Genomic DNA, 26704 nt, shown 5'->3' with positions numbered 1-26704 from the left:
TCCCTCCAAAAATGCGGCCCCGGGCAACTGAAATTCTGCCTCTGCCGACACTGACAAGGAAACCGGCTCCGTCGACCCGGAGACGACATGACACCTGAATATCGCCCATGAAAATCCGAACCCGCATCCTCATCTATCTGCTGGTCATCTTTGTCATGATCATCTCCCTCTCCGTTTCACACCGTTGGACCATTGACACTATTGAACTGTATCAGAAACGGGAACACTCTTCCCACAAGCAGCTTACCGCCCTGTTTGCAATAAAAACCTCGGTCCACAAATACATGAAAGAAATGGGGGACCATGTTTCTTTTGGGGATGGAGAAATTTTCGACCACCGCTTCGCCATTGAAATCCCCCTTGAACAGCTACGTCGGGCAACCTATCAGGAAAGCTGGCTCCTCGGCGAAGAGGAAGCCATACCACAGGCTGAAGAAAGTGATCGGATCTCCAAGATCCAGAGTCTCCTCATTGTCATGGAAAGGCAGCTGACGCTTATCCAGGAGCAGAATAAGGCAGGAAATTTTTCTGAAGGGGAAAAAAACTTTGGCGATCTTTCCGAAAGGCTCTTTGAGAAGCAATTTATCACCCTCATAAATAAAGCCATAGCTGAGGAAGAACAGGAAATCAATGAACTCCACATGCAGTTTGAGCAGATGGCGGCCCGGGGGAAAAAAAGCACCGTCATTATTTCCCTGCTGGCCTCTTTCCTGATCCTTATTTTCTCCTGGTATTTTCTCCGGGACGTCCTTGCCTCCTTCAGGGAATTGTCCTCAGGCGCGAGAAAGCTGGTGGATGGAGAGTTTGACCATAGGCTTCAGGAAGAGGGCAATGACGAGTTTGCCGAAATGGCCCGGACTCTCAACCTGCTTGGTGAAACCATCGGCAACAAGATTGAGACGGTGAATCTGATCAGCGCCGAACACCGGCAGGCCAAGGAAGAATCAGAGATGGCCCGGCAGGCAATGAGTGAATTCCTTGCCACCATGAGCCATGAAGTCCGGACCCCGATGAACGGCATCATCGGACTTACCGACCTCCTGTTGAGGATGGAAATCAGTGACCGGAAACAGCTCAACTATATACGAATGGTCAAAGAATCTGCCGACCGGCTGTTCAGGATTATCAATGACATTCTCGACTTCTCAAGGATCGAGGCTCATCGTCTTGATCTGGAATCGATCAATTTTTCTCTCCGCGAAATCATTCAATCAGCGCTGGCACCATTGGCAAAACAGGCCGAGTTGAAAGGGCTTGCCTTTTCGACTTCCATTAATGAAGGGATCACCGACAACCTGATTGGAGACCCGGGCAGGCTTTCCCAGATACTCATCAATCTGGTCAATAATGCCATTAAATTTACAGAAACCGGCAGGATCGACATTCTGGTGGACGAGGCAAACCGGCTGGGCGAAAACCTGACCCTCCATTTCGAAGTCAGAGACACCGGGATCGGCATTCCTCCGGAAATCAGGGAAAAAATCTTCCGGGCATTCACCCAGGCCGAAGCCTCCATCGCGAGAAATTACGGTGGCAGCGGCCTGGGCCTCGCCATCTCCAGTGAACTCGCCAGGATGATGGGTGGCAGAATCTGGATTGAAAGCGCCGCCCTACCGAGCCGTCGCAAGGAAGATGCCGCAAATCGCAAACACCCGGGCAGTTCTTTCCATTTCACCGTCCGGCTTGAATCACTGCCGGAACAATCCTCAACCGAGATCCAGGGAATAAAGCAAGGAAGACCCGTAACGCAGCAGAAACAGATTCATGTTCTTCTGGTGGACGATGAACCGATCAACAGGGTCCTGGCATATGAGATTCTCACCTCCGAAGGATGGCTGGTCAGCGAAGTTGACAATGGAGAACAGGCCTTGAAGACTCTTGAGGAAATCCAGTTCGACCTGGTCCTGCTGGATATTGAAATGCCGGGGATGGACGGATTCGAGTTCACCAGGCTTTACCGGAACCGCGAAACAGGAACCGGCACACATCTGCCGATCATCGCAATGACCGCCCACACCGCAGAGAGGTTTGCTGATAAATGCCGGACTGCCGGGATGGACGGATTTATCACTAAGCCTTTTGAAATTGATGAACTTCTCAGGGTGATCACCAACAGCCTGCCCAATACCGTATTCCACAACTAATCGGTCATCTCACCGGCAAGCCACGAAGAATCTCAGTATGGAAGGGGACCTCTTTCAGATTCGCAGACGAAACTTTCTGCAACCTGTTTGGAAAACTCTTTTCACTTTCCATATCCACCTTCACTCAATACTCCATCAATACCTCATGGTGTACAGCGTCACATCAGCACCACAATATACTGTATATTTTCTTGACTTTTCTTCCCCCACCTGCAAAAATGGTCGTTACAGAGATTGAGGCATATTTTTCAAAAAGGGGCCCCGCTCATTGCGGGTGGAGGTGGACGATGGAGAAGTGGCAGTTATCCGGAATAATTACAAGCGGTACCCGGAACAAACTCATTATTCCAAAGGGCTATGCAAAAAATGCAGCAAAAACAAACCTGTTCAGCAAACTTTACGGGTTTTTCAGACAAGGTGCAGAAAAACTGGCCAGAGTTGCAGCCATTTTCTGATCACCTGCCCCGGAGCCGATCATGTCCTGCCAGATATTTTCCAACCCGCCCTGAATCATCATTTACTTTTTCCCCTCAGTCTTTATGGACACTCTGCCGAAATTGAAGGCGGCGCTTGCCGGCTACCATGCTGACCAGGATTACCCCGATGAGCCTCTCGGCATACGCTGTTGTGAGCTTGCCTGCGAGGCTCTTGAAAAAGGGTGCTATGGAGTTGGCGCCATTCTGGTCGACACTGATGAAAGGGTTCTCGCCGAAGCGGGAAACGAAATATTTCATAATGGATTTCATTCGGAAAGACACGCCGAAATGGTGGCCATCGACCACTTTGAAAAACATTATCCCGATTTTGGCGACCGCAGCGGGTTGACCATGATGGTCTCCCTTGAACCATGCCCGATGTGTCTTACCCGCTTACTTCTGGCCGGGATCGGAAAAGTGGTCTATCTGGCAGCTGACGATGATGGCGGTATGGTCCGGAGGATCAAACACCTGCCGCCGACCTGGGTGAACCTGGCCACCATCCAGCAACACCGAACTGCCAGGGTCTCGAAATTTCTGGCCGATCTTGCGTTCCGGCTGGCCGGACATTCCCTGGAAGCACTGCGCCGCCAACTGATCAAGGCCATCCGCTAATCAATTCCGATCAAGAAATTTTTCCTGCCATATCAAAGCTGTAAAACTATGATCTGCCGCAGATATTTCAGGGCAGATCCCTCTTGCGCAGGAACCAACAAAAAAGCACCTAGCCTGATCAGACTAAGTGCTTGAATTTCTGGCGCACCCGGCACGATTCGAACGTGCGACCGCATGATTCGTAGTCATGTACTCTATCCAGCTGAGCTACGGGTGCCTTTGGAAGGAATCTCTATACCGTAATTTCCTGAAGACGGCAACCTTAAAAAAACGATAGCGTACCCCCTCTGGCCTGCCTGAACTGTGAGAGAAGTTCAGGCATCTCTTTTCATCGCCCAAACAGGCAAACTGCCCCATGCCATCTTCAAACTCCAAGACCGAGAAAGGTCCCGACCTGATATACGACCACGGCGACCAGCAGGGCGAAACCGGTATTGAACGCCATGGAAAAAAGACCCCATTTCCAGGAACCGGCCTCCCTGACGATGCAGACTACGGTCACAAAGCAGGGGGAATAAAACATAATAAACAGCATCAGACTTAACGCCTTGAGCTTGCTCCAGGCTGGTTCGGCTGCCAGTGTTTTTGACAATGACCCGCTCTCTTCAGGATTCACCTCGCCAAGGGAATAGGCGGTGCCGAGGGTGGAGATAATGATCTCCTTAGCGGCAAAACCACCAACCAGAGCGATATTTGTCCGCCAGTCAAAACCGGCCAGCCAGCTGACCGTTTCAAGCCCTGACCCGAAACGGCCGGCAAGGGAGTTCAGCAGGGCACGTTCCGCTTCTGAAGCGTTAATCTCGGCCAGCTTCTCCTCAAGACCGGTTTTCTGTAGCGATGTTGTTTCCCCGGGGTTTTCAACCCCCTGAATCTGGGTGATCACTTGCTGGCGCCTCTTTTCAAAATCCTGCTTTTCAGCATCCGGCAAACCTGGGAAGGTCATCATCGCCCAGAGAAGAATTGAAGCACCGAGAATTACTGTGCCGGCCTTCCTGATATACTGCCAGGTTTTTTCCCAGGTATGAATGAAAAGCCCTTTCAGAGTGGGAAACCGATATGGTGGGAGCTCCATGACAAACGGCGTGGACTCCCCTTTCAAAACGGTCAGACGCAATATTTTAGCCACCACCAGAGCAACAATCCAGGCGAGCAAGGTCAGCATGAACATGAACCCGGCCTGATTCTCGGAGAAAAACGTGCCGATCAGAAGCGCCAGCACCGGGATCTTGGCGCCGCAATTCATGAACGGGGTGGTCAGGAGTGTCGCCATCCTTTCCTTTGGGGAACGCAAGGTCCGGGTGGCCATTACTCCCGGCACCGCACAACCGCCGGCAATCCCTCCCGAAAGAATATATGACATGACCGAGCTCCCGTGCAGGCCGAAGATCCTGAAAATACGGTCCATCATAAAGGCGACCCGGGCCAGATAGCCGGAATCCTCAAGTATGGCTATCCCGAAAAACATGAGCATGATCAGCGGCACAAAGCCAAGGACCCCGCCAACACCGTCAACGATCCCGGAAATCATCAGCGACTTGAGGTGGCCATCTGTCATTAACCGATCCAGCAGCCCGCTGAGCAACTCAAAGAGGCCTTCCATCCAGGCTACCGGAATCTCACTCCAGGTAAAGGTGATCTTGTACAGGCCGAAAAGGACGCCGAGCATGATCAGGGGGCCGACCACCCTGCTGGTTACAACCCGGTCGATACGGTCGGAGGCATAGATTCTGTCCTGATCAAAGACCTGGCTGACCACACCCTGGCGAAGAATTGATTTGATATAACCATACCGATGATCTGCCACCATTGCTTCAGGATAGGTTTCAATGGTAGCCATGAGGTGGGCGGCGACTCTGTCAACCATCTGCTGGAGCCGCGTGGCGAGGTTTTCAAGCCCGCGTTTACGGCCAAACTCTTCACCCCGTTTCCTGATCTGCTCATCCCCCTCAAGATATTTCAGGGCCAGCCAGCGTGGTGTATAAATCTCGGTCAGGAAAGAGTGATCCCGGACAACCTCCTCCATCTCGATAATTGCCCCATCGAGATCGTCACCATAGGAAATCATGGTGGGCTCCCACACTTTACCGGAAGCGGCAACCGCCAAAGCGGCTGCCATGAGATCTTCAACACCTTCACCGCTCTTGGCCGAGATCGGAACCACCGGAACATTGAGGAGCGCTGCAAGTTTTTCGGCATCTATCGTGATCCCGCGGTCTCTGGCAACATCCATCATGTTCAGGGCGATAACCACCGGCACTCCCAATTCAAGGAACTGGCAGGTGAGATAAAGATGCCTCTCCAGATTGGCCGCATCGGTAATGTTGACAACCACTCCAGGCTTTTCATGGACCAGATAATCCCTGGCCACGACCTCTTCGACCGAGTAGGCGGTCAGTGAGTAGGTTCCCGGAAGATCCACCACTTTGACCCGCTGGCCATCCGCAGCGAGAAAAAAGCCTTCTTTCTTCTCGACGGTGACTCCCGGATAGTTGCCGACATGCTGGCGGGCTCCGGTGAGCCGGTTAAAGAGGGTGGTTTTACCGGCATTGGGATTGCCGGCCAGGGCTATGTTCAACTGATCAGGCATCGCGTTTTATTCCGTCTCAACCTCAATGTGATCCGCCTCGTTGTTGCGCAGGGTGAGCGTGCCGCCCATTACCCTCAGGGCAACAGGATCATAGAGAGGGGCCCTTCCCTGAATTTTTATTTCAGTGCCCGGAACCAGACCCATCTCCCTGATTCGCCGGCCAAGTTCTCCGGCCACTTTGACGGCGGTGATCACTCCGGTCTGATTCTTCTTCAATTGTCTTAACGGTATTTTTGCCACTTATCCACCCAAGAAATCTGAAAAACACACTGCCATGGCAACGGACCCTTCCACGTTGCTCAAACCGCACAACTTCCATAAATGACAGCCTGCAGAACATCAATTAATAAGAAGAGGGTTCACCGGAGTCAATATAATAGTACTATATTACAATATTTATATGGACTTCCCCTCGGAATGTTGCACAAGAGGGGGGGCTCGTTCAGACCTTTTGTCCTTTCCAAGCAGCAGGAAAGGTTTTATCATACCGATATGATTTACTTCTAGATCCTTACACCATGTTTTTCGTAAGTTAAAGACGGCCCAACACCTTTGCTACCTTTCCGTGACCGGAGGATATAATGACCACCCCCAACAAATTACAACAGGAAATCAAGAAAAAAACTCTGGCCAGACTGGGACCTCTTTTCGAACGTTACCGCCTTGATCACGACGACCTGGAATCAGTCATGAAGTGGAAATCAATCGTCCTGATCCTTGGCAACTTCTCCTCCGGCAAATCAACCCTGATCAATGAACTTTTCGAAAGCAACATTCAGAGAACAGGTCAGTCTCCTACCGACGACTCCTTTACCGTACTTACCGCCCCTGCGAAGGGAGAACCGGCCCGCGAAATCCCGGGCTCCAGCCTGGTCAATGACGAGCGGCTGCCGTTCACCGCCTTCAAGGAATATGGCGACCAGTTCACCTCGCACTTCCTGATGAAGGAGGTTGAATCCGACCTGCTCGAAAATCTGGCAATCATTGACAGCCCGGGAATGCTGGACGCAATCACTGAAAAAGACCGGGGGTACGATTACGCCCGGGTTGTCGGTGATCTGGCCCATCTTGCCGATCTGGTGGTCCTGATGTTTGACCCGCACAAAGCCGGAACCATCCGCGAGGCGTATGAAACCATCCGTAACACTTTGCCGGAAAGCCTTGGTGAAGACAGAATACTCTTTGTCATGAGTCGTCTGGATGAGTGTGACAATCCGGCAGACCTGGTCCGCTCCTATGGGACCCTGTGCTGGAATCTGTCCCAGATGACGGGAAGAAAAGATATCCCCAGGATATTTCTTACTTATTCTCCCAACGTTTCCCAGGTTCCGGAAAACATGTCCATCTGGAACAACGAGCGGAATGAATTGAAAGAGAGGATTCTGTCTGCCCAGAAAATGCGGGTGAGTCATATTCTTCAACATGTGGACAGACAGGCCCGGGAATTACGAATGATCGCCGAAGCAATGACCAGTATCGGCGTTCATGGCAGAACCCTGTTGGGAAAAACCCTGCGGGGCGCCTCCGCTCTTGCCCTTTTCCTGTTTCTTTTCCTGGACATTATCAGCAGGAAATTCTTAAGCATCCCCGACACCACCCTGCTCACTTCCCTGGCCAACGGCTCTGCAGGGCTGCCGAACCTGCTCGTCCCCCTGGCCGGAGCTGGCGCAGCCTACGTCCTGGCCTTCCTGCTCTACTCCAGATATCTGCTGCCCCGGTTGATCAGAAAGTCAGCGGCATCTCCTGATGACCTTGTTGATCTCGGCACCAGACACCGGCTCCAGCTGTGGAAAAAGATTCGGACCCACACGCAAACGCTTGTTGCTGATGCAGGGCTCGGAGATGTGATCTTTTCCCACCGCAAGCACATTATGCGGATCGAAAGGTTTCTTGACCGCGATCTTCAGGAGTATTACAGCAGAAACCAGTAACAACCAACCCAGACTCTTATTGCTTGAACAATTGCGCTAAAAGACAAAATTGCGCCCGCAATCGGGAATGCTTTGTTTTTATTCCTCTGTGAATCGGCATCAAATCGGGCATGGAATCATGAAAAAATCACATTTCTTCCTGCAGATCCCCCATTTTTAGCCTGACACCCGAAAGCACCCTTTTTCCCATGCGGACTCCCTCCGCACCTTACAATGCAAGTTGCCACAATGTGGCAATTAGCAAGCATCTCTCTTTTCTGGAAAATTTATCTTCGCCGATTCCTGCCCAATATTTTTCCTGCTTCTCTGACAGGAATTTTTATTTTCAAAATCACCGAAATTTTTTTTCCAAGCAAGTTCAATGGGTTGAGAAAAATACCGAGATATTTTGAGGATTAATGAGCTTTTAAGAGAAAAACCGATGTTTAATCTTTTCCTTTCATCTCCTCTGGCCCATGTATTCCGACATAACCCCACAGTATTGTATACCTTTTTGCATGTCGACGAAAAAACCTCGAAACAATGGGGTTTTAGCACCACCCATTTTTACTCATCCCCGTATCAAAGGGCTCCGGAAGCTGTTGATAACTTTCACACAATTTTCAAAAATCACTCCAGACAACTTTTGACTGTTGTGGGTATTTATCATAGAAAATTGCTTCATATTGATCAGCGGTTTTCCACACGTTGGTCATCTCTCTTAAAACAAAAATTAGCCAGGGTTTTTGTTATTCATGTATTGGGAAATGATTAGAAACGGTTTGTCTGAAGTCATGCCGGAGAATGCTCTTTCTTTATGGATCAACCCATTAAAATGCCTGCACGAAAGCGACACCTCGATCGAACTGGCCGGCCCCGACAGATTTTTCTGCTCCTGGGTCACGGAAAACTACCTCCCCAGAATCAACAGCGTCCTTGAAAAACTCGGCATGCCCGACACCAGGATCACCATCACCGTCGATCCCGAGCAATCGGTGCCGATGCTTCCGCCGGGGATTTCCCATCAACAGATGCGCCTGCCGAATGTTCCGAAAAACAATACTGCGGTGCGCGTCCTGCACCCCCGCTTCACCTTTGACGAGTTCATGACCGGAGAGTCCAACCTGATGGCACGATCGGCCTGCGAGGCAATTGCCAATGATGATTCCTCCATTTCCCGCTGCCTGTTCATCGATTCCGACACCGGTCTCGGGAAAAGCCATCTCACCCATGCCGTGGCCCACAAGATCCTCGCCGAATCCCCGGGAACACGACTGCATTATCTTACCTCACAACAGCTGACCGCCGAGATGGTCCGCAGCATCCGATCTAACAGCATGGATGATTTCAAGGAAAAGTATCACAGCCAATGTGATGTGTTGCTGGTTGAAGATATTCATTCCCTCTCCGGGCGGAGTAAAACCCAGGAAGAACTTGCTGCGGTCCTTGATATCCTGCTGGAAAAAAACAAGCGGGTCATCTTTACCAGTAAAGTCCCGGCCCGCGACATCGCAGACATTGATCCGGGATTCCGCTCCCGCCTCTCTTCCGGACTGGTCACCTCAATCAATCCTCCTGACTTCAAGACCAGATGCCACATCATTAAACGCAAAGCCGGCAAATCCATCCCCGGTCTCAGCGAAGAACTGATCGGTTATCTGGCAGAAAACATTCGTGGCGATATCAGGCAGGTGGAGAGCGCCATCATCGGCCTGAAGGCCAAGACCAGCCTTCTCCGCTGCCCTGCTGATCTGGACATGGTCAAAGAGGTGCTCAGTAATATTATTACCAGCAGGGCCAACATCGTATCAGCCCTCATGATCCGGGATTTTATTGCCGAGCAGTTCAAAACCTCACACGAAGAGCTCTGCTCAAAGTCGAGGAAAAAAACCGTTGCTTTTCCACGCCAGGTGGCCATGTACCTTGCCCGCAAGCTTACCGATCAGCCACTTGGTGACATCGGCAAGGCATTCAACCGCGATCATTCAACCGTGGTCCACTCGGTTAAAGTGATCACCGAGTCCATCAACCGTTGCGGCAGTGTCCGCGGTCAGGTGGACCTCCTGACCAGAAAGCTCAAAAAGAAGTTCGATTGATTGTCCCTTTCAGAAGTACACCGGTTTCACCGGAGCCTGACCGGCCTCTCCAGCCTTGCCGGCAGCAATGTCAGAAGCTGCCCTGGCAGACGACTTGATCATGTCGTTCATGCCGATCCCGTCCCAGCCGAAACCACAGATATGGAGCCCCTCGAAAGATTCTTCCATGTCCCGGCGCCACGTCAGCAAGGCGGGATGGTCCATCTCAAGCTGCGGGATTTCGCTGGCCGGCCTTAAGACCCTCGAGAAAACCGGTTTTCCGGTGATGTTCATCAGGGCACCCAGATCCTCGCAAACCTTGTTCACCAACTCATCGTCTGAGAGGTCAAGTCTCTCCGGATGGCGTCGGCCGCCCACCAGAGCCTCGATCATAACTATTCCTTCAGGGCAGCGTCCCGGGAACATGTGGGAGGTGAACATGGCCCCCATGGCGAATCTTTTCTCCTTTTCCGGAGCAAGATATCCAAACCCTCGGGGAATCTGCCCCATATCAGAAAAACCCAGAACCACATTGACTATCCTGGCCCCCGGGATACTGGAAACCGGCGGAGGACTGAGATGTGACAGGAGTTGCAGGGAACTGTTGACCGGCAGAGCAACCACCAGGGTCCTGCATTGAAGGGCGCCCCCTTCAAACTTAAGCTCCCAGAAATCATTTTTTTTAATTTTTGTGATACAGGTGTTCCTTCTGATCTCCTGCCTTTCCGCCAGCACTTCGATCAATCTTTCCATGCCCTGGGGAAAATTTATCATGGCAGGCAACTTGCGGACATCCCCCCCCATTTTCTTTTTGTTCTTCAAGCCGCGCAACACCGAACCGTTCTCTTTTTCAAGCTGCCGGACACCGGGCATAACCGCATCGATACTGAGCCGATCAGGGTCGCCGGCAAAAGTTCCGGTAACCGCAACATCAACCATGGGCAGGACACCACTGCCAAAACGATATCTGGCCCAGTCACTGATGGTCTGCGGGGCGTCCTTCGGTTTTTTCCAGAGATCCGCCAAAAGCCTGAGTTTTCCGGCAGCGGAAAGGAGCGGAGTTGTCAGAAGCATTTTCGGGCTTTGGGGCAAAGGCTCAAGCCCCCCCTTGAAACAGATAAACCGGCGGAAATCTCCAAGCGGAGCGGTCATCATCTCCTGATCAAGACCGGTATCGGCCAGAATCTTGAGGCTCTCCGGGGTGTTGTTCAAAAAACCGTGCGGCCCCCATTCGGCATGATAGCCGTCCTGACTGAAAGATTGGATAGCCCCGCCGGGACGGCCTTCCTTTTCAATCAGCAGCACATCCCGCCCAGGACATTTTTCCCCGATAAAATGCCCTGCCGAAAGACCGGAAAGACCGGACCCCAAAACAACAATATCTCTCTTTTCCACCTTGTCCTCCAGAAGAAATAAGTTATCCTGTCAGATCTGCAACAGGTATACTGGACATTTCACAATCGGTGATTTCTACAAAATATATGGACAATCAGCCAATAATATAATATCAGCATCTCATAAAAATACAGCCAGAGGAAAGGCTTTCACCATGGCAGCTACCGGCACCAACAGTCCGCTCCACCCGAAAATCCTGATCATTTACTATTCGTTCAGCGGCCAGACCATTGGCCTTTTAAACAGCCTTGCATCCGGCCTCAAGGCAAATGGAGCCGAGGTCGTCATGGAAAGAATTCATCCTCTCGTGCCACCCCGCTTTCCGGTCGGCTCATTTATCGGCACCCTGAAAATGATGCTGACCACCTTTTTCCGGATGCGCCTCCGGATCAGGGAACCCGAAATCACCGATTGCACTTCATTCGACCTGATTGTTCTTGCCGGGCCAACCTGGTCGTATAACCCCAGTGGCCCGATTCTCGATCTCCTCGATCGCTTCGGCCCGCTTCTTTTTACCGGAAAACAGGTTCTGCCGCTGATCTCATGCCGGGGATACTGGCGGATGCACTGGCTCGGACTGAAAAGCCTGCTCTTGAGCTGCGGCGCCGTTATCCCGAACCGGATGGTCTTTTCCCATCCTGCAGAAGAGCCATGGCGAACCGTCGGGGTGTTTTTAAAAATTGCCGGCAAAGCCCCGGAAAGATCAAAATATTTCAGCCGTTATTACAGCCGCTACGGTCATTCAAAAGAGCAGCTTGCTGAAGCCGAAAAATTCGGAGCAGCAATTGCCGCAGCTCTCAGCAACGGCAAATCGCTGTCCGACCTCGATTTTCAAACCGGGACCGCACTTCCCTAGCCCCTTAGAACTCAACCCCTTTTCTCGCTGCTACTCCTGTGCTGTATGGATGTTTGATTTCCCGCATTTCAGTGACCAGATCGGCCGCCTCAATAATGGCCCGCCCCGCGCCACGACCGGTCAGCAAAACATCGACCCCAGCAGGCCGCTCCTGTAAAACTCTGAGGAGCTCATCTTCCGGAATCACCCCGTAATTGAGCAGATAAGTGATCTCATCCAGAATCACCAATCGGTACTTTCCGGAACAAATTTTCTCCCGGGCAAGCTGCCAGCCCTTTCTCCCCGCCTCCGCCACAACATCCTGATCATCAGCTTCCCAGGTAAATCCTGTGCCGCACACATGAACCTCAATGTTTTTGCTCAAAACCTCCATGGCCTTCACCTCGCCGGTCTGCCATTTCCCCTTGATAAACTGGATAATGCAGACCCGGCCGCCATGCCCGGATACCCGGAGAGCCTGTCCGAAAGCTGAAGTTGTCTTGCCTTTGCCGTTGCCGGTATTGACGATAATCATCCCCTTTTCCATTCTTTCCCGCCCTGATCATGATTCACTGCCGGAATCCTCAAATTTTTTCACCTGCTGCCGATAATACTCGCGATTCTCGGGATCTTCTTCCATGGCCCTTCGCCCCGTCTTGATCGCGTCCTCTCTTAATCCGTTCTGCCAGTAAGCTTCAGCAAGCGTATCAAGAATGTAGCCACGGACGTGGAGCTTGACCGCCTGCAACGCAAGGTCCAGGGCGCGAGCCCGGTTTTTATCCCTTTCATGGTCAACGGTCAGCAGAAGCCAGGCCAGATTATTGAGGACTTCCGGATTTTCAGGTTCCAGAGCAAGGCTCTTTTCATAGGCAGCGATGGCGTCCGTGTAGAGTCCCCTGCCGAGTCGCAGATCACCCAGGAACTGATGCCAGGTGGGGTTATCCGGCTCCAACTCCAGTTTTTTCATGAGAACCGACTCGGCAAATTTCCTCCCGGGCTGATCCTCAATCAGTTTGTCGGTAATCTGCAGAGCAAAGAAAACCGTCATGGCAAGCACGACCAGATAGGCCGCAATGCTGCCGTAGACCTTGAGATCATGACCCCCGGGGTTCCGTGCCCCGCGCCCGCATTCCAGCAGATAATCAATTCGCTGGCCAATCCCGAAATGATGCCAGCTCGGCAGATCTCTGACCTTGCCGCTCAACCAGGCAATCTTTTCAAAAACCCTGACCAGAGGACCGGCCCCGCCCATGACCCTGAACGCATGGAGATCCGCCTGCCGCTCAAAATTTCGCATGAAATAACCGAACACATACCGGAAATAGAGCAGGGTCAACAGGATCAGGGGCACCCCGGTCAGAGTCGCCAGCAGCGCCCCGGGTTCCCCCTGATAATCAAAGAGCAGTTCATAGAAAAATTCGCTGCCGAAAAGGAGATAGAGAATCGGCTTCACACTGAGTTGAGAAATGATCCCGAATCCCAGAAAGAGCAGGAGATAGAGGAGAAGGTGCCTCTTTTTGACATGGCCGATCTCGTGGGCAACCACGCTTTCAAGCTCTTCCGCGGTCAACGCTTCCTGCAGGGCCGGAGTGATCATCAGATAACGAAAATTTGCAACAATCCCCATGACCCCTGCGGTTAACAGCTTTCCTTCAAAAAGAGGCCAGTAACAGATCTCTTTAAATGAAACGCCCTGTTCCAGGCAGAAATTCTCAATATGGCTTCTTACCGGTCCGGGCGGCAGCGGCACGCACCCCCAGAGCTTTATCAGCAGGACCGGCAGCCAGATCACCGCCGCCACCAGAAATACAACAAAGAGAACCGGATCTCCCCACGGCGACAGCATGAAAACCCGGAAAGATGGCCAGGGGATCAGTAGCAGCAGGTCATGAAGCAGCGACAGAATAAGCCACGGCAATACCAGGGAGATACAGAGTTTGAGTTTTGCCGTTATGAACACAACCGGCCGGTGTTTGACCCCGAAAACAGATTCATAACTTTTTCTGAGCAGGAACCAGAGAACCGTCAGATAGAAAAGAAACAGGAATAATCCGCTGATACCAGCAAGTGAAGAGATTTTGTCAGAAAATGTCAGAGATGCGAGGTAATACTTCAGATCCAGGACGTAAACATCGACAAGGAACAGCGCAAGAGCCAGAACGGAGAGCCTTGTCTCCGCAGCCATATAATCTTTTACAAGATGGATCGGTTTTTTGGAGAGATAGATCCGGACCGACAGAAAAAAAACGGCCAGTTTCAGAACAAACAAACCGGCAGCTGACACCCCGGGAAATCTGGGTATTTCCGGAACACCGCCAGTTGAAAGGACAAGAATAACGACCAGCAGATATATGAGGTTGCTGTATATCAATTGTTTCAGGGAGCAAACTGAGCATTATGTCGCTGACATTCCTGCACCAGATCCTCAAGTTGCTCGGGAGAGAATATCCGGTGGGCGATAAAAAATTCCCCGAATTTCCTCTGCAGCCTCTTCTGCTGCAGGATCAACCCTTTCAGTTGCTTCTGGTTTAACAGGCGCATACTGATCGCTGACTGTCCGAAACTTTCCATCCCCTTCCGATTCCTGATCACCTTCTCCACATCAACCTCGGACAGCAGGCCGACACGTTTGCCAAGCTCCCCGATCCGCGGGCGGTTGTTTCTCTGCCAGGCCAGAGCCTTTACAATTGTGCGCCAGTTAATCAATCCGGAATAATAGAGGAAATGGCCGAAAAGAAGTCTTCTCCTGGGTAACGGTCCTTTGTAAAGCGAGGACGTGACAGGGCGACTCGGTCGACCCTCTGCCGGATTTCCGCTTCTCCTCCTATTTTCTGCAAAACCGCCGACTGGTTGCGGCCCTTCTTTACGCCTGTGCCGGGAAGAGTTTTGTTCCGCCTGCCCAGACGGGCTCCCATAAGACCGGGCCCCTGAGTTTTCTGCCTTTACCCGTATGGGTGCAATCAACCGATAGCCCTTATCCCTGGCCGCCAGAAAATTTGAAAGATTTTCATAGGCCTCCTGGACCGACCTGAACTCATCGGCCCTTTTGCGCTGGACCAGCTCACCCTCTCTTGCCGCACCATCCGGATGCGTCTCCCTGACTTTTTTGCGGTATGCGCTCTTGACTCCGGACCACTGGATGTATTCGAGGAACTCCCTGGAAACATCAAGCTGGCCACCAAAAAGCACCTGGCAGGACCTGAACAGCTCCAGTTCGTTTATCTGTTGCATCTGCACCAATCTCCGGAAATATTCGTTAAAAATAAATGAAATATCAATATATTGTGCCAACAATCACACTCTTACGCAATATGATGTGTATTTTTGAATAATAATTCAATGATTTTTTATGTAACCATTTAATTTTATAAAAAAAAAGTACTATACTAGTCAAAAATTTTCTATGTCCTTCATGGAGATACTATGACCAGTACATTTCAGAACATGGACCGGCTGCCGGCTTTCACCGAACTTTCCCGCCTTGCCGAAAATCCTTACCGCCTGAAAAAGGATTCCACCTTCAGCCGAAAAAGGCTTGCGTCGTTTTCCTGCCGGAACTCGTCACTTGAACTGATTTACACCTGCCAGCAGATAGATGACACAACGCTTGACTCCCTGCAGCAGCTGGCGGATCAGGCCGGCGCCGTATCCCAGTTCATGGCGATGAAAAGGGGGGAAACCATGAACAGGATAGAAGGCTTTGCCTCTGAAAACAGGATGGTCCAGCACACCGCCACCCGAGATCTGTTTACAGACCCACCCTTCAATCAGAAAACCACCGGCCAGGCAACGACTGAGCTTGAAAAACTCAAACACTTTCTTGCTGACCTCGACTCAGGGAAGATCGTGAACAGTCGGGGCGAATCTTTTCACACCATGATCAATATCGGAATCGGCGGTTCAGATCTTGGCCCCAGAGCGATCTATCTCGCCCTGCAGCCATTCCGCAAGAACGGTCGCACCGTAAAATTCATTTCCAACGTCGACCCGGATGATGCGGCATCAGTGCTGTCGGGAATCGATCTTACCCGGACCCTGGTCTGCGTTGTCTCCAAAAGCGGCACCACTCTTGAGACCCTCACTAATGAAAGCCTCACCAGTAAAGCCTTTGCCGCTGAAGGGCTCAAGCCGGAGGAGCATTTCATTGCCGTTACCGGGATGGGGAGTCCGATGGACAATCCTGAAAAGTATCTGCGCTCTTTCTATATGTTTGACTATATCGGCGGCCGTTACAGTGCAACTTCAATGGTCGGCGGGGTCATGCTCGGCTTCGCTCTCGGCTACGATCACTTTCTCGCCTTCCTGAAAGGGGCAAACAACATAGATCGCTGCGCAGAAGAAACAAGTATCCGCCGGAATATCCCGCTCCTTCTGGCCCTTCTCGGGATCTGGAACCGCAATTTCCTGAAACACCAGACCCTTGCCATTCTTCCCTACAGCCAGGCTCTGGTTCGTTTTGTGGCCCATCTTCAACAATGTGACATGGAAAGCAACGGCAAATCAATCAACCGCCAGGGAAAACCTCTGCCCTATGATTCAGGGCCGGTCATCTGGGGTGAACCCGGGACCAACGGCCAGCATGCCTTCTACCAGCTGATCCATCAAGGGACAACCGTTATTCCGGTCGAATTCATCGGTTTCCGGGAAAACCAGTACGGCAGGGATATCAACATCAGGGGCACTACTTCACAGGAAAAACTTGTCGCCAACCTCCTTGCCCAGATGATGGCCCTGGCGGTCGGCAAGGACGACACCAATCCGAATCGCATCTTCTCCGGCAACCGCCCGAGCTCGCTGTTGCTCGCAGACCGGCTCGACCCAGAAACCATGGGAGAACTGCTGGCCGTATATGAAAACAAAATCGCCTTCCAGGGGTTTATCTGGAATATAAACTCTTTTGATCAGGAAGGCGTGCAGCTCGGTAAATACCTGGCTGACCGCATCCTCGACAGAATATCCGGCAGAACAACGAGTGATCCAGTCATGAAAACCGGCAAAGATGGGGACGTTGACGGGAATGTTCTGTCCGCTGCCAGGATTGCAGTGCGAAAGCAGCAATAAATGCCCGGTTGACCATGATTCCTGCCGTGCATGAACGAAACCATGCCAACCTGCCAATAATGATTGAATATTTTTATCATATACACTACTGTGACGAAAATAACCAATGAGGACAGACCTTTATGAGTGAAAAAGAACTTCGTGGCAGCACAAGAAAGGATTCACTGAATCTTCTGGATTACGTCGTTCTCGATGAATCGGGAGAGGAGATGAATCGGGCCATGGCCCGTACTTTAAACGTGAGCACGAAAGGGATACTCCTCGAAACTCATGTCCCGTTTGATATCGGCCAGAATCTTGAGATTACTCTAGGACTTGAAAATGACCTTGTCGAGGTAAGAGGAAGAGTCGTCCGCTGCGAAAGCGGAACCCATGAAGGGTATCATTCCGGGGTGGAGTTTCTTGAAATAGGGCCTTCTGAAATGGTTACCCTGCAAAAATTCCTGACCGCCTTTAATGAAAAGCAGCAAGGTTCGGGCTGGCTATAAGGTCGAATCTCTCTCTATCCCGTAAAGCTTTTGAAATCTTTCCCAGAAATCGGGAAAAGATTTTGCCACCACTCCTTCATCAAGAATTCTCACCCCCGGCACAAAGAGACCCGCCACGGCAAAACTCATGGCAATCCGGTGATCATCATGGGTGTCGATCACTGCGCCGTTTAAAGTGGCGCGCGCTCCCGCCCCTTCAATCACCAGATAGTCCGGCCCTTCCTCGGTCCTGACCCCCAGTTTATTCAATTCGGTTGACATGACATGCAGGCGGTCACACTCCTTGATCCTCAGATGTCCGATGTTCCTGATGATCGTCCTCCCTTTCGCCCGGGCTGCAACCACTGCCAGGGTAGGGACGACATCTGGGCAATCAGCCATGTCAACATCAACCCCCTTTAATTCCGCCGGCCCTTCAACAAGGATCCCGGTATCACTGTACTCAACCAGGCACCCCATCTCGGCCAGAATTTTCACCAGGGCCGTGTCGCCCTGCATGGATTTCTTCGGCACATTGACAACCTCCACCCTGCCCTCAGTCACCGCAGCGGCAGCCCAGAAATAGGAAGCGCTGGAGGCATCACCCTCAATCTGGTAGTCCTGGCCAAGATATTTTCTTCTGGGAATCTCGAAGTATGAGAAATCCTTTTTGGCAATCACCTTGACCCCGAAAGACTTCATGACATTGAGGGTCATCTGGACATAGGGTTTGGAATACACCTCGCCGGCTACTTCAAGCTTGGCCCGATGAGCCGCATACGGAGCAACCAGCAGCAGTGATGAAAGATACTGACTGCTTCTGCCTTCGGGGAGCGTCGTCAGACCGCCCCGTATTCCATCAGCCCTTACTTCAAGAGGCGGGCAGCCTGTCTCTTTTATACTGCGGATTGCAACCCCCCAGCCACACAAAGCATCGATCAGTGGCTGGATCGGCCGCTGTTCCATCCGCTTGTCGCCGGTAATGCTGAACACTCCATGACCCAGGGAAACCAGCGAGGCAAGAAACCGGGTGGCGGTTCCATTATTGCCAAGATAAAGCTTCTTCGGCGGCTCCAGAATCTGGCCGTTGTTGCCGGAAACCTTCCAGGATCTCTTGTTCTTTTTTATCCTGACCCCCATCGCGCGCAACGCCTTTGCCGTATAACGGGTGTCGTCACTTGCCAGTGGTCCGCGCAGAATACTGTCTCCTTTGGCAAGGGCGGCTGCAATCAGCGCTCTCTGGGTGATGCTCTTGGACCCCGGCACTTCTATCCGGGCGTTAATATGTTTGTATGGTCTGATCTCTTTCATCGGTGACTCATTTTTTTGTAATTTTATCAGTCAAAACACGCCGCATGATCTCAAGAGGCGCTTCCCGCCCGGTCCAGATTTCAAACTGAGCCGCCCCCTGATAGAGGAGCATTTCCAGACCGTTAATCACCCGGCATCCTGCGGCAGTGGCCTCTTTCAAAAGTCTCGTTTCAATCGGGGAGTAGACAATGTCCATGACTACCGGAAAATTTTTCAGGGATCCGGCCACCATCGGCGTCTTTTCGGCACCCGGTGCCATACCAACGGAGGTGGCGTTGACCAGTGCGTCGGCCTCGACCGCCCCCGCCGCCTCAAGCGAGCACCACTCACAGCCCAGGTCGACAGCAAGCCTCTGGCCTCGCTCAGGGGTTCTGCTCGCGACCACGATCCCGGCTCCCGCCTCAAGAAGCCCGAAACCAATGGCCCGGGCAGACCCTCCAGCGCCAAGGATCAGAACCCGGCTGCCGGCAAGTGGCAGCGCCTCGCCCAGGGCCCGGTTCGCACCAAGCCAGTCGGTATTCAGCCCCCTGATTTTCTTTCCATCAACAACCAGGGTGTTGACCGCTCCTATCCTGGCCGCCACCGGATCAATCTCGTCGAGAAACGGAATGACCTGCTCCTTGTACGGCACTGTCACACTCAAACCCCGGATCCCGAGAACCCGAAACCCCTGCAGCGCTCCGGCAACATCCTCGACGGCAAAGGGAACATAGACATTATTCAGCCCACGCTCAGCAAAGGCCCGGTTGTGCATGGCCGGACTCAAGGTGTGGCTGACCGGGAACCCCATGATTCCGTATATTCCGGTGCTGCCGTCAATCCCGCCCATCTGCAAGAGCCTCCATGATCCTGCGCATTACAGAAACGGATAATTGCCCGGGAGCAGCGGGCTGCCCGTCATCGGCAGCGGCATAACTCATGAAACCGCCCATCTCCAGGGTGGCAATCCGGCTGATGACTCCTGCCTTTCCCATGCAGAAGGCACAGAGCGGGAAACCGGTTTCATGGGAAAGTTCCTGCAGCCCGAGAACCCGCAAAACATCCCTGAAATCCCGCGCCGTGGTAACTATTTTACCCACATCAGCACCGGTCCGGCACTGCTCCTGAAAAATCGATTCAAGGGCTTTCGCTGATGCCGTTGTCTTGAAATCATGCCAGGAGACAATGGACTTGACGCCCTTTTCCTTGGCGGCAGCAAGCAGCAATTGCCTCATCTCCACAGCCGTTTTCAATTCAATATCAACATACGCAGCACCATCTCTGATCGCTGCCATCAGTATATCCCGCCGTTCTACCTCGCTTCCCCTGAAGCAGCCGCCTTCCCATTCCGGGCGACAGGTGATCAGGACCGGAGTCTCAAGCCTGGACAGGAAAAAGGCGGGGTCTGGAACTTCCATGGCATCAAGGCGCAATTCGACAAGATCGGCTGCCTCGCCCGCACTGACAGCGGCGGCCAGCGCCCGGTCGGGATCACTGGCAAATATCGACACACAAATTTTTCCGCCAGTCACCATCGCCCTGATACATCCCCTTCAGTGAGAATTGAAATATTACCGATTGTTCATTGGAACAAGCAGGGTATTACATCGTGTACAGCTTGTCAATACGCGCGAAACCGCGAAAAATTATCACAAGTCTTCCTTTGCTATGGTAAAATCCCCCAACGCCAAATACTGACAGAATATGTTATGCCCAGACTTTTTGTTGCCATAGATCTTCCCGAACCACAGAGGGAACTCATTCGTTCCATCTGTGACGGATTGCCTGATGCGCGCTGGGTTCCGGCCGCGCAGATCCATCTTACCCTGCGCTTCATCGGCGAGGTTGACGGCGCCATTTTCCGTGAAATTCGCGATACCCTTGCCGGAATAAAGGGGACGCCATTTCAGATTAGGGTCACGGGCCTTGGCCACTTCCCGCCGCGGCGTGAGCCCAAGGTGCTGTGGCTCGGGATCAGCCCCGATGAACAGGTGAGGTTTCTACGGAAACGGATTGAGTCTTCACTTGTACGAATGGGCCTGAATTCAGAGAAGCGCAAGTTTTCACCACATATTACGATAGCCAGATTCAAGACCCCTCCCCGGGGTCTAAGACTGGCCGATTATCTCGCCAGTCACAGTCTTTTTGAAACCCCACCCTGTGAAATTAACACCTTCCACCTCTATTCAAGCCACCTGACCGGAAAAGGTGCTGATCACCGGATTGAAAGCTCCTACCCGCTTACCCTGTGAACAGAATAACGAATAAAACAATTCTGCCTGCTGGACTTCCACCGTTTATTTTTGCTACCATTAAAAGGCGCCTGTGCTTGAACCAGATACAGAGTCTCCTGTATTTTATTCAGAGTAACCCGCCAACATTTTCAGGGGATGAATAATGGCACCCATTCCGGATTGTGGATCACGAAAAACGCGTCCTTTCCAGCTCTTCATTGCGGTGACCCTTCTCCTCGTCCTGCAAGGCTGTTCGGAAAACAAACCGATCAGGATCGGCTTCGTGGCAGGTCTGTCAGGGCGTATCGCCGACCTCGGGATCAACGGTCGCAACGGTGTCCAGCTTGCCATTGAAGAGCAGAACCGTGCCGGGGGGATTAACGGCCGCCCGATCAGCCTGATCGTGGTTGATGACAAACAGGACAAGGACGAGGCGGTAAAAGCGGTCCAATCTCTGATCGACCAGAATGTCGTTGCGATTATCGGCCCGATGACAAGTTCCATGGCCATGGATACCCAAGCAATCATCAGCAGGCACAACATCCTGATGATGAGCCCGACCGTCACCACCAACGAACTGACCGGTCTTGAAGACAATTTCCTGCGCATCTGCGCGCCGACCAGAACTTATGCGGCTAAAGTTGCGCGGCACCTGCTTGAAACAATGACCGACAGATCAGTAGTCATTGTTTATGACCTGAAAAACAAGTCCTACACCGAAAGCTGGGTGAACGACTTCCGTCAGGTATTTGAAACCGGAGGAGGCAGTGTCCTGCATACGGAGACGTACATCTCCGGACCGGACGTGCATTTTCAGAAAGTAATCGAAAATGCGAGGTCCGATAAGGCGCGAGGGCTGGTGATCTGTGCAAGCTCTCTCGACGCGGCCATCCTCTGCCAGCAGGCTCGCAAACTCGGCTGGCAGATTCCGATCACCCTGTCTGCCTGGGCGGCCACTGAAAAATTGATCGAAATGGGCGGCAGGGCGGTGGAAGGAGTAACGGTTTCCCAATTTTTCGATCGCCAGAATACCAATCTTCATTACCTCAAGTTTCACCGGGATTTTACAGAGCGCTTCCAGAGTAATCCGGGATTTGCAGCCATCAACAGTTACGATGTTGCCAGAATCCTGATGCAGGGCCTTTCTGAGAAAAACAAGAGCGAATCTCTCAAGGATTATATCCTCCGGGTCTCAACCTTTAAAACCCTCCAGGGACAGGTTGCAATCGATGGTTTTGGTGACGGCAACCGCTCCTCATTCATGTCCACTGTAGAAAACGGTCAATTCATAAAACTGGAGCAATAGGTTGAAAAAAGCACGGAATCTGCAGAACTCGCTTTTTTTCTCCTTTGCCTCAGCGACGCTTATTCCTATCGCCCTGGTCGCCATGGTTATTATCAACCACCTGTTTGTGACCACCCTGAATGAAATATCCGCCAAAAACAGAATTCTGGCCATGGGGGTAAGCAGTCAGATCGAGGTTTTCCTGGCCAAACCCCTGACCATTCTCGCAAATATCGGCACCATGCTGAAGAACCCCGCAGTGTCGGACCATGTATCATCCCAGTTTATTCTCGACTCTCATGTCAAAAACTCTGATCTGTTCGATGCCATCTACCTCCTTGATCAGAACTTCTCCGTCAAAAGCATCGGACTCCACGACGGCAAAGAAGCCTACCGGGATGATTACACCGGCATTAATCTCGCCCACAAGCAATTTATCCAGAAAGCCTTTACCAGCAGAAAGCCGCAATGGTCCGAGACTTTCATGTCAATGATCAGCGGCAAAATGAACATCAGCGCCTGCATTCCTCTGGAAAACTCCATTCTTGTAGCAGACATCAATATCGTTCACCTGGCCGGGATCATTAACGGCTTGGCCCCGGGAGGGAATATAACCACTACGGTAATTGATAATCATGGGGCAATCATCATCCACCCGGATCCTGAAATTGTCGCCCGACAGGTCATGCTGAGCAACATTGATCTTGTTGCCCAGGCCCTTTCAGGGCGGGAGCGGGCCGACCGTTTCACACTCAACGATATCAAAAGTATCGGCGCAACCAGAATCATTCCCACCGCCGGCTGGGTGGTCCTTGTTTCGCAGCCATTGAAGGAGGCCTACCAGCCCGTATACCGGACACTTCTTCTTCTCGGCGCAGGAATCCTGGTCTCAGTCATCATGGCCTTCCTCTTTTCCATGTACAAGGCAAGACAGCTTTCCAGGCCTCTGGCCGAACTGACCCGGCACACCACGACCATCGCCGGAGGTGATTACAAATTTTTTCTTCCCAGCACTGAATACGAAGAGGTTCGGGAACTCAGTTTCAGTATCAGTCAAATGGCCAGTGCGATCAATTTCCGGGAGCAACTTCTGATCGAGAGCGAACAGAAATTTCGCGAAGTCATCACCGCGACCGACAACCTGATCACCCGTGTGGACCGCAATGGGAAATTCACCTTTGTAAACCCCGCTGCACAAAAGCTTTACGGCTTGTCCCTTGAAGACCTTCTCGGCAGGTCAGCCTTTGAATATATCCACCCTGACGATCGCAACCGCACCAGAATGGCCTTCGAAAAATGGAAACGGGAACGTCGTAAGAGTGTTGCCTATGAAAACCGGCAGATCGGGAAAGACGGCGAAATCCACCACCTGCTCTGGACCATCAATATTCATTATGACCAGAATGGCATGATGACCGAGGCAAGTTCCATCGGCAACGATATCTCTTCCCGTTTTGAGGCCGAGGAACAGAAAAGACAGTTTGAAGAGCACATCCTCCATGCCCAGAAGATGGAGGCCATCGGCACCCTGGCCGGTGGAATCGCCCATGACTTCAACAATATTCTGACTGCAATCATCGGCTACACGGAACTGACCCTGTTTACCAGCAAACCGTCGCCCGAAATATGCAGTAATCTGGATGAGATCCTGAAAGCCGCTCATCGGGCAAAAGAACTGGTCAAACAAATCCTCGCCTTCAGCAGAAAGGATGAATCCGTTAAAAAGCCGATCAACATGGTCCCGCTGGTCAGGGAGTCTTTAAAGATGCTGCGAGCCTCCATTCCAACTACGATCGAAATCAGGGAAGAGATCCATCAGGATTGCGGCCTGGTGCTGGCTGATCCGACGAAAATCCATCAGTTGATTATGAACCTGTGTACCAACGCCTACCAAGCGATGCGGGAAACAGGCGGCATTCTCACAGTCTCCCTCTCCAGGGTCGATGCCTCGGAGATTCGCAATGAACAGGGACACTCTCTGCGGACACAAGACCATCTCAAACTGACGGTCAGCGACACCGGCAGCGGCATAGACCCGACAATCAGGGACAAGATATTCGAACCGTTTTTCACGACCAAGCCACAAGGAGAAGGGACCGGAATGGGGCTGTCGGTGGTCCACGGGATCGTGCTCTCCCATGAAGGACATACCGAGGTTGAAAGTTCGCCCGGGTCCGGTGCCACCTTTACCATCTTGCTGCCGGTGCTTGCCGGAGAAGACTGCAGTCCTGAACAAACCGCAAGTCCTTCATATCATCCCGGGAGCGGACATGTGGTGGTGGTTGATGATGAGAAGGCGATTACCGACTTTGTACGAAGGTCTCTCACCAGCATGGGCTATACAGTCACGGCATTCAACAAACCGGAAGAGGCCCTGGCATTTCTGCGAGACGATAAGAATCCTGCGGATATCCTCCTCACCGACATGACCATGCCGAACCTGAACGGAGCTGAACTGGCGGGAAAAACAGCCGGGTGCAGACCCAACCTGCCGATCATCATGTTTACAGGATTCAGCGACCTGATAGACGAGGCAAAAGCGGGCGGTTACGGAATCGGAAAGTTCATCACCAAGCCCTTCGATATCCATCAGATCACCGAAGCAATCAAAGAGTTGCTGAATAAACCCTGATCTGGAATGATTTCAGAAAAAGGTGGAACCCTTACCTCTGTGTCTCCTGCAACATCAAGCAAAATTGGCCAAACACAGTTACCGGTAAAGGCGTCTTTGAATCATGACGACCGCCTGGGCGGCCATCCCTTCTCCGCGTCCGGCAAAACCCATTTTTTCGGTGGTTGTGGCCTTGATATTCACAACCCCTGGAACCACACGACATGCCCGACTGATATTTTCGCGCATCTCATCAAGGTAAGGAAAAATTTTTGGCTCCTGGGCAATCACTGTCAGATCACAGTTCACCATGACCTGATTTTGCGCGAGAAGAAGCGCCATAACCCGATGCAACAGATCGATACTTGAAATACCCTTGAACCCGGGATCCGAATCCGGGAAATGGCGGCCGATATCACCCAGCCCGGCCGCCCCGAGAAGAGCGTCCATGAGGGCGTGGACCAGCACGTCCGCATCCGAGTGACCCAGAAGTCCTTTTTCGTAGTCGATGACAACGCCACCTAAAACGAGCCTCCTGCCTTCGACCAGCCGGTGGGCATCAAAGCCTTGACCCACCCTCATTTCACCCACAACTTTTCCTCCATTCCTCCCGGCCATCAGACCCTCTGCCAGCAGCAGATCCTCCGGACAGGTTATTTTCAGATTTGCGGACGATCCCGGGACCACCGCAACCTCAATGCCTATCCGTTCAAGAAGTGCCGCCTCATCGGTTCCGGTAAAAGCCTCTCCTTCGGCAACTGAATAAGCACGCCTGAGAAGACCGACTTCCGCCACTTGAGGCGTCTGGGCATACCAGATCTTTTCCCGATCAACGGTGGCTGATATCCAGCCACCGGCAGCAACCTCTTTCAAGGTATCACCTGCCGGTACTGCAGCTATAGCCGCTCCGGAATCCCTTGCGGCGTCAATGCAGCGCTCAATTAATGCGACGTCAATCAGCGGTCGTGCACAATCATGAACCAGGATATACTCGGTTCCGTCGGGGAGAACATCCATGCCTGCCCTGACCGAATCCTGGCGGGTCTGCCCCCCCACGACGATTTTTGTAACCCCGGACAACCGATAGTCAGCGACCAGCTTGACGGTTTCATCAAGGTATTCGCCCGGAACAACGAGGATTATGGAACGAACCGAGGGGGAATTCTGTAAGGCGGTTACCGTGTGGACCATAACGGGCAGACCGGCGACCACCAGAAACTGTTTGGGAACAGACTGGCCCATGCGCCGACCGGTACCACCGGCAGGAATGATTGCGGTTACGTTGGCTGACATATTAACAAAAAGACCGGAGTGGACTATAAGCCGAATTCTGTACCCGTTGCCGGGCCATGATCATTTCTCTGGGATACCGGTCACCCGGCACCTCTAGCAACCTACCCGGGAACTTCGGGCGGGCAGCCCTGCAGCGTTCCCCTATTTGGTCTTGCTCCGGGTGGGGTTTACCATGCCTCGCATGTCACCATGAGAGCGGTGAGCTCTTACCTCACCATTTCACCCTTACCCCGGCATGCCGGGGCGGTATATTTTCTGTGGCACTTTCCGCCGGTCACCCGGCGTTCGTGTTACGAACCACCCTGCCCTGTGGAGTTCGGACTTTCCTCCCCGCTTAAAGCGGAGCGATCATGCACCCACTCCGGTCAAACCTGAAATCCGTCACATCACCAGCTGAAGTTTTAAAAAAAATACTGAAATAACCGG

General features: G+C 52.2%; 21 protein-coding genes, 1 tRNA gene and 1 other RNA gene. 11 read left to right on the top strand and 12 right to left on the bottom strand.

The window, feature by feature from the left end; all coding sequences use genetic code 11:
• Positions 1-107 precede the first annotated feature (107 nt).
• From KKG35_02540 to KKG35_02530, 3 genes are all read left to right on the top strand, one after another.
• Entirely contained in the window at positions 108-2144 is a 2037-nt protein-coding gene (locus tag KKG35_02540) for a response regulator (protein ID MBU1736992.1), read from the top strand.
• Between the two features lie 287 nt (positions 2145-2431).
• On the top strand, positions 2432-2599 hold the full coding sequence (locus tag KKG35_02535; protein MBU1736991.1) for a hypothetical protein: 168 nt from the start codon (positions 2432-2434) through the stop codon (positions 2597-2599).
• A gap of 84 nt (positions 2600-2683) precedes the next feature.
• Complete coding sequence (locus KKG35_02530) at positions 2684-3235, top strand: nucleoside deaminase (protein MBU1736990.1); 552 nt, start codon at positions 2684-2686, stop codon at positions 3233-3235.
• Positions 3236-3375: 140 nt separating this feature from the next.
• Here the strand turns inward: KKG35_02530 and KKG35_02525 are convergent.
• The 3 genes from KKG35_02525 to KKG35_02515 form a co-directional block, all read right to left on the bottom strand.
• Positions 3376-3452 (bottom strand) — tRNA-Arg (locus tag KKG35_02525).
• A gap of 147 nt (positions 3453-3599) precedes the next feature.
• Entirely contained in the window at positions 3600-5822 is a 2223-nt protein-coding gene (gene feoB, locus KKG35_02520; GenBank protein ID MBU1736989.1) for a ferrous iron transport protein B, read from the bottom strand.
• Between the two features lie 6 nt (positions 5823-5828).
• A complete protein-coding gene (locus tag KKG35_02515; protein MBU1736988.1) occupies positions 5829-6062 on the bottom strand; it encodes a ferrous iron transport protein A in 234 nt (77 codons plus the stop codon).
• 341 nt (positions 6063-6403) lie between these two features.
• Between KKG35_02515 and KKG35_02510 the strand changes: the two genes are divergently transcribed.
• Both KKG35_02510 and dnaA read left to right on the top strand, forming a co-directional pair.
• Positions 6404-7753: a dynamin family protein gene (locus tag KKG35_02510; protein MBU1736987.1), complete on the top strand. Its 1350-nt coding sequence runs from the start codon at positions 6404-6406 to the stop codon at positions 7751-7753.
• 734 nt (positions 7754-8487) lie between these two features.
• A complete protein-coding gene (dnaA, locus tag KKG35_02505) occupies positions 8488-9828 on the top strand; it encodes a chromosomal replication initiator protein DnaA (GenBank protein ID MBU1736986.1) in 1341 nt (446 codons plus the stop codon).
• Positions 9829-9837: 9 nt separating this feature from the next.
• On the opposite strand, the gene hemG is transcribed toward dnaA, so the two are convergent.
• Complete coding sequence (gene hemG / locus KKG35_02500; GenBank protein MBU1736985.1) at positions 9838-11202, bottom strand: protoporphyrinogen oxidase; 1365 nt, start codon at positions 11200-11202, stop codon at positions 9838-9840.
• Positions 11203-11356: 154 nt separating this feature from the next.
• Here hemG and KKG35_02495 point away from each other — a divergent pair, with 154 nt between their 5' ends.
• Positions 11357-12058 carry a hypothetical protein gene (locus KKG35_02495; GenBank protein ID MBU1736984.1) on the top strand — a complete coding sequence of 234 codons (702 nt, stop codon included), beginning with the start codon at positions 11357-11359 and terminating at the stop codon, positions 12056-12058.
• A gap of 4 nt (positions 12059-12062) precedes the next feature.
• On the opposite strand, the gene cobO is transcribed toward KKG35_02495, so the two are convergent.
• From cobO to KKG35_02480, 3 genes are all read right to left on the bottom strand, one after another.
• Entirely contained in the window at positions 12063-12584 is a 522-nt protein-coding gene (cobO, locus tag KKG35_02490; GenBank protein ID MBU1736983.1) for a cob(I)yrinic acid a,c-diamide adenosyltransferase, read from the bottom strand.
• A gap of 15 nt (positions 12585-12599) precedes the next feature.
• Complete coding sequence (locus tag KKG35_02485) at positions 12600-14306, bottom strand: M48 family metalloprotease (protein ID MBU1736982.1); 1707 nt, start codon at positions 14304-14306, stop codon at positions 12600-12602.
• A gap of 107 nt (positions 14307-14413) precedes the next feature.
• Positions 14414-15268 (bottom strand): DnaJ domain-containing protein, encoded by an 855-nt coding sequence (locus KKG35_02480; protein ID MBU1736981.1) that lies wholly within the window; start codon positions 15266-15268, stop codon positions 14414-14416.
• Positions 15269-15460: 192 nt separating this feature from the next.
• On the opposite strand from KKG35_02480, the gene KKG35_02475 reads away from it, so the two are divergent.
• Together KKG35_02475 and KKG35_02470 are read left to right on the top strand one after the other, a co-directional pair.
• A complete protein-coding gene (locus tag KKG35_02475; GenBank protein ID MBU1736980.1) occupies positions 15461-17098 on the top strand; it encodes a glucose-6-phosphate isomerase in 1638 nt (545 codons plus the stop codon).
• A 122-nt stretch (positions 17099-17220) separates the two neighbouring features.
• A complete protein-coding gene (locus KKG35_02470) occupies positions 17221-17586 on the top strand; it encodes a PilZ domain-containing protein (protein MBU1736979.1) in 366 nt (121 codons plus the stop codon).
• Here the strand turns inward: KKG35_02470 and aroA are convergent.
• Genes aroA through aroD form a run of 3 tightly spaced genes read right to left on the bottom strand, consistent with a single transcriptional unit; the run spans position 17581 to position 20366 of the window.
• Positions 17581-18876 (bottom strand): 3-phosphoshikimate 1-carboxyvinyltransferase, encoded by a 1296-nt coding sequence (gene aroA / locus KKG35_02465; GenBank protein ID MBU1736978.1) that lies wholly within the window; start codon positions 18874-18876, stop codon positions 17581-17583. The two genes, KKG35_02470 and aroA, sit on opposite strands and share 6 nt — an antisense overlap.
• Before the next feature lie 7 nt (positions 18877-18883).
• A complete protein-coding gene (locus tag KKG35_02460) occupies positions 18884-19705 on the bottom strand; it encodes a shikimate dehydrogenase (GenBank protein MBU1736977.1) in 822 nt (273 codons plus the stop codon).
• Positions 19692-20366 (bottom strand): type I 3-dehydroquinate dehydratase, encoded by a 675-nt coding sequence (gene aroD / locus KKG35_02455; protein ID MBU1736976.1) that lies wholly within the window; start codon positions 20364-20366, stop codon positions 19692-19694. The genes KKG35_02460 and aroD overlap by 14 nt, the downstream gene beginning before the upstream one ends.
• 198 nt (positions 20367-20564) lie before the next feature.
• Here aroD and thpR point away from each other — a divergent pair, with 198 nt between their 5' ends.
• The 3 genes from thpR to KKG35_02440 all read left to right on the top strand — a co-directional run bounded on the left by thpR (position 20565) and on the right by KKG35_02440 (position 25006).
• Positions 20565-21107 carry an RNA 2',3'-cyclic phosphodiesterase gene (gene thpR / locus KKG35_02450; protein ID MBU1736975.1) on the top strand — a complete coding sequence of 181 codons (543 nt, stop codon included), beginning with the start codon at positions 20565-20567 and terminating at the stop codon, positions 21105-21107.
• 145 nt (positions 21108-21252) lie between these two features.
• Positions 21253-22395 (top strand): ABC transporter substrate-binding protein, encoded by a 1143-nt coding sequence (locus KKG35_02445; GenBank protein MBU1736974.1) that lies wholly within the window; start codon positions 21253-21255, stop codon positions 22393-22395.
• A 1-nt stretch (position 22396) separates the two neighbouring features.
• Positions 22397-25006 (top strand): PAS domain S-box protein, encoded by a 2610-nt coding sequence (locus KKG35_02440; GenBank protein ID MBU1736973.1) that lies wholly within the window; start codon positions 22397-22399, stop codon positions 25004-25006.
• Positions 25007-25084: 78 nt separating this feature from the next.
• On the opposite strand, the gene ispD is transcribed toward KKG35_02440, so the two are convergent.
• Together ispD and rnpB are read right to left on the bottom strand one after the other, a co-directional pair.
• Positions 25085-26278 carry a 2-C-methyl-D-erythritol 4-phosphate cytidylyltransferase gene (gene ispD, locus KKG35_02435; protein ID MBU1736972.1) on the bottom strand — a complete coding sequence of 398 codons (1194 nt, stop codon included), beginning with the start codon at positions 26276-26278 and terminating at the stop codon, positions 25085-25087.
• Between the two features lie 10 nt (positions 26279-26288).
• Positions 26289-26642, bottom strand: an RNA gene (rnpB, locus tag KKG35_02430) — RNase P RNA component class A.
• Positions 26643-26704 lie beyond the last annotated feature (62 nt).

The sequence above is a fragment of the Pseudomonadota bacterium genome, from assembly GCA_018823285.1.
Lineage (GTDB): Bacteria > Desulfobacterota > Desulfobulbia > Desulfobulbales > JAGXFP01 > JAHJIQ01.
The sequence above is the reverse complement of the archived record's forward strand: the minus strand, read 5'-3'. Positions and strand labels throughout refer to the sequence as shown.